At 63.3% G+C, this 6,134-nt stretch carries 7 protein-coding genes; 1 reads left to right on the top strand and 6 read right to left on the bottom strand.

From position 1 onward, the window contains the following. The 6 genes from ACH2AT_RS04960 to ACH2AT_RS04935 all read right to left on the bottom strand — a co-directional run. The coding region (locus ACH2AT_RS04960; RefSeq protein ID WP_394964095.1) for a sporulation transcriptional regulator SpoIIID at positions 1-135 on the bottom strand (135 nt) is incomplete at its 3' end. Between the two features lie 128 nt (positions 136-263). Next, a complete protein-coding gene (locus ACH2AT_RS04955) occupies positions 264-758 on the bottom strand; it encodes a GNAT family N-acetyltransferase (protein ID WP_394964093.1) in 495 nt (164 codons plus the stop codon). Positions 759-797: 39 nt separating this feature from the next. Further along, entirely contained in the window at positions 798-1,508 is a 711-nt protein-coding gene (locus ACH2AT_RS04950; protein WP_394964092.1) for a hypothetical protein, read from the bottom strand. Positions 1,509-1,651: 143 nt separating this feature from the next. Then, positions 1,652-3,058 (bottom strand): Na+/H+ antiporter NhaC family protein, encoded by a 1,407-nt coding sequence (locus ACH2AT_RS04945; protein ID WP_394964091.1) that lies wholly within the window; start codon positions 3,056-3,058, stop codon positions 1,652-1,654. A 278-nt stretch (positions 3,059-3,336) separates the two neighbouring features. Continuing rightward, the gene (locus ACH2AT_RS04940; protein ID WP_394964090.1) at positions 3,337-4,578 is read right to left on the bottom strand and encodes an aminotransferase class V-fold PLP-dependent enzyme; all 1,242 of its coding nucleotides are present in this window, start codon (positions 4,576-4,578) and stop codon (positions 3,337-3,339) included. A gap of 53 nt (positions 4,579-4,631) precedes the next feature. Next, positions 4,632-5,090, bottom strand: coding sequence for a RidA family protein (locus ACH2AT_RS04935; RefSeq protein ID WP_394964089.1), 459 nt, complete (start codon positions 5,088-5,090; stop codon positions 4,632-4,634). A 224-nt stretch (positions 5,091-5,314) separates the two neighbouring features. On the opposite strand from ACH2AT_RS04935, the gene ACH2AT_RS04930 reads away from it, so the two are divergent. Beyond that, positions 5,315-5,995, top strand: coding sequence for a Crp/Fnr family transcriptional regulator (locus ACH2AT_RS04930; protein WP_394964088.1), 681 nt, complete (start codon positions 5,315-5,317; stop codon positions 5,993-5,995). The last annotated feature ends 139 nt before the right edge of the window (positions 5,996-6,134 follow it).

The raw sequence follows: 6,134 nt of genomic DNA, 5'->3' as shown, positions 1-6,134 counted from the left end.
CAGCCGGCAGGTCACATCCTTGTGCACCGTGGACTTGCTGACGCCGAAGGCGCCAGCGGCGCTGCGCACGGTGGCACGGTGTTCGGTGATGTACAGCGCCAGCTGGATGGCGCGCTCGTCGATGTTCCCTTTCACACAGCGTCACTCCCCGTGATGAGTTCTCACGGAGAATGTATATGCGCCGGGCGGGAGGGATATGAAGAGGCCGGGCAGGCACAGCCTGCCCGGCCTCTTCCGGGAGAGAGTAGGAGCGCGAAAGGAGGTCACAGCGTTCCGCTTGTGCGTTTCAGCCGGGGATGGACATAGGGAGAGAAAATCATGTTCACATGGGGCACGCCGGCAATGGCGTATTCTTCGGAAATGCGCTCAAAGCCCAGCCGGCGGTAAAAATCTTCCAGATAGGCCATGGCGGAGATCTCCACCACCGGGTCGCCGGAATCCTGCGCCAGCTTGCCGCAGGCCCGGCGCACCAGCTCGGCCCCGAGGCCTCTGCCCCGGGCGGCGTCCTTCACCGAAAGCCGCCCGAAGCTGTTGTGGTCGTGGCCGTCGTAGTGCAGCGCGGCGGGCAGCAGCCGCACATACCCCACCAGCGCCCCGGTCTCGTCCCGGGCCAGCAGGTGGGTGGCTTTCTGGTCAAAGCCGTCCAGGTCGCGGTAGATGTTGCCCTGGCCCAGCACGAACACCTCCATGCGGTGGGCAAGGATCTCGTACAGGGTCGCGGCGTCCAGCTGGTCAAAGGTGTAAAATGAAAAATCCATCATTGTCCCTCCTGTTTGAGCATTGGCGCGGGTGCCGCTTCACAGATACCGGGGCGGGCGCACGGCGTAGGCCAGCAGGTTCGCGGCGGAAAGGGTGTCGAACACCGGCACGCCCAGCGCCTCGGCCAGGTCCGCCGAGTAGGTGGCCAGATTGCTGCACTCAAAGATCACCGCCCGCAGGTCGGGCGTCTTTGCCCGCAGCTTTTCGCCTGCGGCCAGCACGTCGCCGCGCATGCGGTCCACGTCCAGCGCAAGGCCGCCCCGGATGACGATCTCGTCAAAATGGGCTTCGTCCTGCATGCCCTGGATGGAGAGGCGGATGTCCTTCGTCCAGCCGGAGGCCCGCAGGTGGGCCTCCTTCAGCAGGCCGGAGTGGCCGGTGATGACGCCGATGCTGCCGCTGCAGCCGATGAGCTGCCAGATCATGGGGATCTGGCACAGGGAGGACCCGGCGAAGGGAATGCCCAGCTCGGCGCCCAGGCAGTCCTGATAAAGGCTCATCATGCCGCAGTCGCCCACGATGGCCTTGATGCCTGCCTTCACCAGGTTCTGCCCGGCGGCCAGCAGGTTCGCCTTGATGGCGGGCCCGCCCTCCACCAGGTCGGCAAAGCCCCCCTGCACGACCTCATAGCGCACGGGGTAGGAAAAGCTCGCGGCGTTGCCCGCGTCGCCGGGGGCGCGGGGCGTGACGGTGGAGAACACCAGGATGCCCACATCCTGGCCGTAGAAGGGGTGACCGGTGGGGAACATAAGACACATCTCCTATCAGCAGTCATGGCCGGGCACGCCGCCCGGCCGGATGGAGAAAATGCCCGGCGGCATTGCGCGGGCATTTTCGGGGCCCCCTTGCCGGCGGGGCCGGCAAGGGGGATGGATCTTGTGTTGCAAGGCCGTTACGCCTGGGCTTCCTCCTGGGCGGGGGTGGAGAAGGTGCGGCCCCAGCCGGTGATCATGCTGAACAGCATGACGACGGCCAGGCCCCAGCCGTGGAAGGAGTACAGCACCATCTCGTTCACCGAGAAGTTCACCGGCGCGCCGGAGCCGCCCGCGAACATGAAGGTGAGCAGCGGGGCGAAGCCGTAGGGAATCAGGCACATTGCCGCGCAGGACACGGCGTCCAGGATGTTGGCGCTGCGGTCCGGGGTGATGTGGTGCTTTTCCACCAGCAGGCGCTTGGCGATGGGCCCCTCCATCACGATGGCCACGCTGTTGGCCACGGTGAGCAGGCAGAGGATGATGTCGATGAGGGCCACCATCAGCTCGGAGGAGCGGGCGTCCTTGGTGTAGTTGGCGCAGGCGTTGATGAGCCATTCAAAGAAACCGCCCTTGTCCAAAAGGTTCACCAGACCCATCAGCAGCATGGCGAAGATGGCAATGTCGATGAGGCTCTGGATGCCTTCCACCAGCACGCCGCTCACCACGAAGTTGTCCATGTCCACCACCAGCAGGCGGGAGAAGGGCAGCAGGCCGGTGACCAGGCCCAGCGCGATGCCCACGCTGCCCGCGCCCATCAGCGCCACGATCAGGTGCACGCCCCGGTACATCAGGATGATGAGCAGCGCGGGAACGGCCAGCATGATGAGGCCCTTGGGGGAGAGCTCGCCCACGAAGGACAGATCGCCGTCGCCGGAACCGCCGGCGCCGAAGATGAAGAATCCCACCGCCGCGATGGCGGCGGCCGCAAAGGCGTATTTCAGACGGGAGCGCACCACGGCGGACACGTCCACGCCCTGGGTGTAGGCGGAGGCGATGGTGGTGTCGGACACGGGGGCGATGTTATCGCCGAAGTAGGCGGCGCTGACGATGGCCGCCGCCATCACGGGGGGATTGGCGCCCAGCGCCACGCCCACGGGGTAGAGGATGGGGGCCAGGGCGATGACGGTGCCCAGGGCCGTGCCGGTGGCGGTGGACAGCAGGCTGCCGCAGATGAAGGCGATCAGCGGGAAGAAGCGCCCGCTCAGGTTGATGTTGATGCTCAGCCAGATCAGGCCCTCGATCAGGCCGGTCTCCTTCATCAGCTGGGCCACGATGCCGGCTAAAAACCAGGCCATCAGCATGATGGAGACCATCTCGGAGGGCATGCCCTGAATCAGCAGGTCTGCGCATTGGGTGGGCTTTTTGGCCATGATGAGCGCCACCAGCACCGCCGCCAGGGTGGGGGCCCAGAAGGCCATGGGCAGCGCCTGGCCGCTTACAGACAGAAGGATGATGCCCGCAAACAGAACAATGAACGGAACGAGCAGGCCGAACATACCGCCGCGAAATTGGATCCGTGTGTCTTTCTCAGACGCAGTGAACATAGGTACCCTCCTCATAAATGGATTTGTGCGGGCTTTTTGACCCGGAAGCGCCTGCCGGCGGGCCGGGGGAACGGGACCGTCCCTGTCCGCAATAAGGCAAAACCTGCCAGGGTGTGGACGGGCTCCCTCCGCTTGCGCCGCAAAGCGCGGCCGGGGAAAAAGGGCGCAAAAAAGAAAGCAGATGCCCCGGGGCGGCGCCCCGAAGCATCTGTGCTGCGCTTATGCAGGGCTGAAATGCGCTATGAAACGTTCAACGCGTGTCCTTTGCGAAGGCCCGCTCAGCCCTTGTAATCGGGCTCGCGGCCGATCTCTTTGATGAGGTCTTTCATGCCCTCGATCATGGTGTCGATGTCTTTCTTGTTGTTGAAGTACTGGCAGGAGATGCGGAAGCCGCCCACATAGTCGGTGAAGCGCTGGGCAATGAAGATCTTGCGGGCGTGCAGCTTCTTGAGGATCATGCGGTCGGTGTCCAGATCGTCATACAGGCGGGCGATGACGATGCCGCCGAAATGGCCGGGGTCACGATGGGTGATCAGGGTGCCGCCGATCTCTTCGATGCGGTCCATGCAGTAGCTGGCCAGCTCGCGCACATGGGCTTCGATGTTCTCGATGCCGATCTCGTTCACCAGGCCCAGGCTCTCGCCCAGGGCGATGGCGCCGGTGTAGTTGGAGGTGCCGCCGATCTCAAAGCGCCGGGCGGTCATGGGGAAGGTCCAGTCGTGCACGGACGGCGCGGCGGGATTCTCCCAGTAGGCGCCCCAGCCGCCCTCGGGGACGGTGGTGTTCAGGTAGCCGGCGTAGCTCTGCTTGAGCTTGGGCAGGGTCTCCTTGTTCACATACAGCACGCCGGTGCCGTAGGGGGAGTTCAGCCATTTGTGGCCGCCGGCGGTGAGGATGTCGATGTGGCAGGCCTTGGTGTCGATCTTGGTCACGCCCAGCTGCTGCACCGCGTCCACCACCAGGTAGATGCCGCGCTCCTTGCAGAAGTCGCCGATCTCCTTCATGTCGCTCTGCCAGCCGTTGCACCACTCCAGGGTGGACATCACCAGCACGCGGGTCTTGTCGTCCACCAGGGGCTCGAAGGCGGCGGCGGTGAAGCGCTCGTCGGCGGGCTTGCACACGCGGATGTTGATGTTCTTCTCCTTGCGGATGACGCACCAGGGCAGGGCCACCTGGATGAACTCCAGGTTGGTGGTCACGATGTTGTCGCCGTCGTTCAGCTCGATGCCCTGGGCGGCGATGTTCAGGCCGTGGGAGGTGCTCTCCACCAGGGCGATCTCATCGAGGTCGGCGTTCAGCAGCTTTGCGGCCTCCACATAAGCCTTGTGGCGCTTGTCGTCCAGCGCGATGTGGTGGGCGCTGGAGTTGGCCTCGTCCTGGCGGGCGGTCATGTCGGCAAACTCCTTGACGGCGCGCACGGTGCGCTGGGGCGCAAAGCTGACGCAGGCGGCGTCCAAAAAGGTCATGGTCTCCAGAACGGGCCATTCTTCTTTTCTCAGTTTCTCCCAATCGTAACTCATTGCAGCTTACCTCCGTTTTTTATTGTATGATGATGTATTGCAAGCCTTCTCCATCAAGGCTTCAGACGAATGATGAGCTCCACTTCGCAGCACGCGCCCAACGGCAGGCTGCTCACGCCCACCGCGCTGCGGGCATGCAGGCCGGCGTCGCCGAAAACCTGGCCCAGCAATTCCGAAGCGCCGTTGATGACCTTGGGCTGCGCTTCAAAATCGGGGGTGCAGTTCACGAACCCCACCACCTTGACCACGCGCTCCACCCGGTCCAGGCTGCCCGCCAGGCTCTTGACCACCGCCAGGCAGTTCAGCGCCGCGATGCGGGCGGCTTCATAGCCCTCTTCCACGGTCATGTCCTCGCCCAGCTTGCCCTTGCGCAGCACGCCGTTTTCCGTGGGCAGCTGGCCGCTGGTGAACACCAGCGTTCCGTCCGCCGCGCCCGGCACATAGGCGGCCACCGGCGCGGGCACCGCAGGCAGCGTCAGGCCAAGCTGTTCCAGCTTTGTTTCCACTGTCATTTCTACTGTCACCTCCTGTTTGACCTCTGGCTCCATGATACCCTCTGATGCGTGTCAAGTTCTATAAAGTATTTGACATTTTGATAAAAAGTTTCGTGCGCTGTGCATAAAACGCCCGGAAGATATGTAAAATACTTGTCTTGACATGAAAGAAGGGAAAAAGTATCATGAAGTGATATCAGGTTTTGGCTCAGTCGCTGTTGCGGAAAGGCAGGTCGAGAAATATGTACGAGAGCAGCGAATGGAAGGATTCTCCCTGGATCACTCTGGATCCGGAGGGCTGGGCGCCCCTGACCGAGGGCCGCACCCCGGCGCAGTACCGGAAAAAGGCGATCCTTTTCCACCAGGAGGACGCGGCGGACGCGGTGTTTATCGTGAAGTCCGGCCGGCTTCGCATCACCTCCTACCAGGAGGACGGGGCGGAAAAGCAGCTTTACATCGCCGAAAAGGGGGCGATGGTGGGCGAGTCCTCCTGCCTGACCGGCGCGGCGCATCAATTCTCGGCGGTTGCCATCGTGGACAGCCTGGTCTGGAAGGTGCCGGCGGCGGAACTGCGGGAGACGATGGAGCGCGACTGGCAGCTCACCCAGCGGGTCATCTCCCTGCTGTGCCGCAAAAACGACGTGTTCTACCGGCAGATCTTGGACCTGTCCTTCAAGCAGGCCACCCACCGCATCGCCAGCCAGCTGCTGAACCTCTGCCGCCAGTACGGCAAGGAGCACGAAAAAGGCGTGCGCATCTCCATCCACTTCACCCAGCAGGACATCGCGGGCATCGTCAACGCCAGCCGGGTGACGGTGGGCAATGTGTTCAATATGTTCATCGATCAGGGTCTGCTTGCCCGGGAGGGGAAGTATTTCATCCTCACCGACCCGGAAGCCATGCGCAGGCTCTGCGGCGGCTGAGAGGGCCGCGCCCCAGCGGGAATGCAAAAAAACGGTTGACATCCGCGCTTTAAGGTGGTATCCTAATCGGCGTGAAAAAGGGCATGCAGCGGCTGCCGGATCTCACGATCCGGCAGCCGCTGCATCTTTTTTTGGCCAT

It is taken from the genome of Candidatus Allofournierella excrementigallinarum (assembly GCF_944388085.1).
GTDB classification, from domain to species: Bacteria; Bacillota; Clostridia; order Oscillospirales; family Ruminococcaceae; genus Allofournierella_A; species Allofournierella_A excrementigallinarum.
The sequence above is the reverse complement of the archived record's forward strand: the minus strand, read 5'-3'. Positions and strand labels throughout refer to the sequence as shown.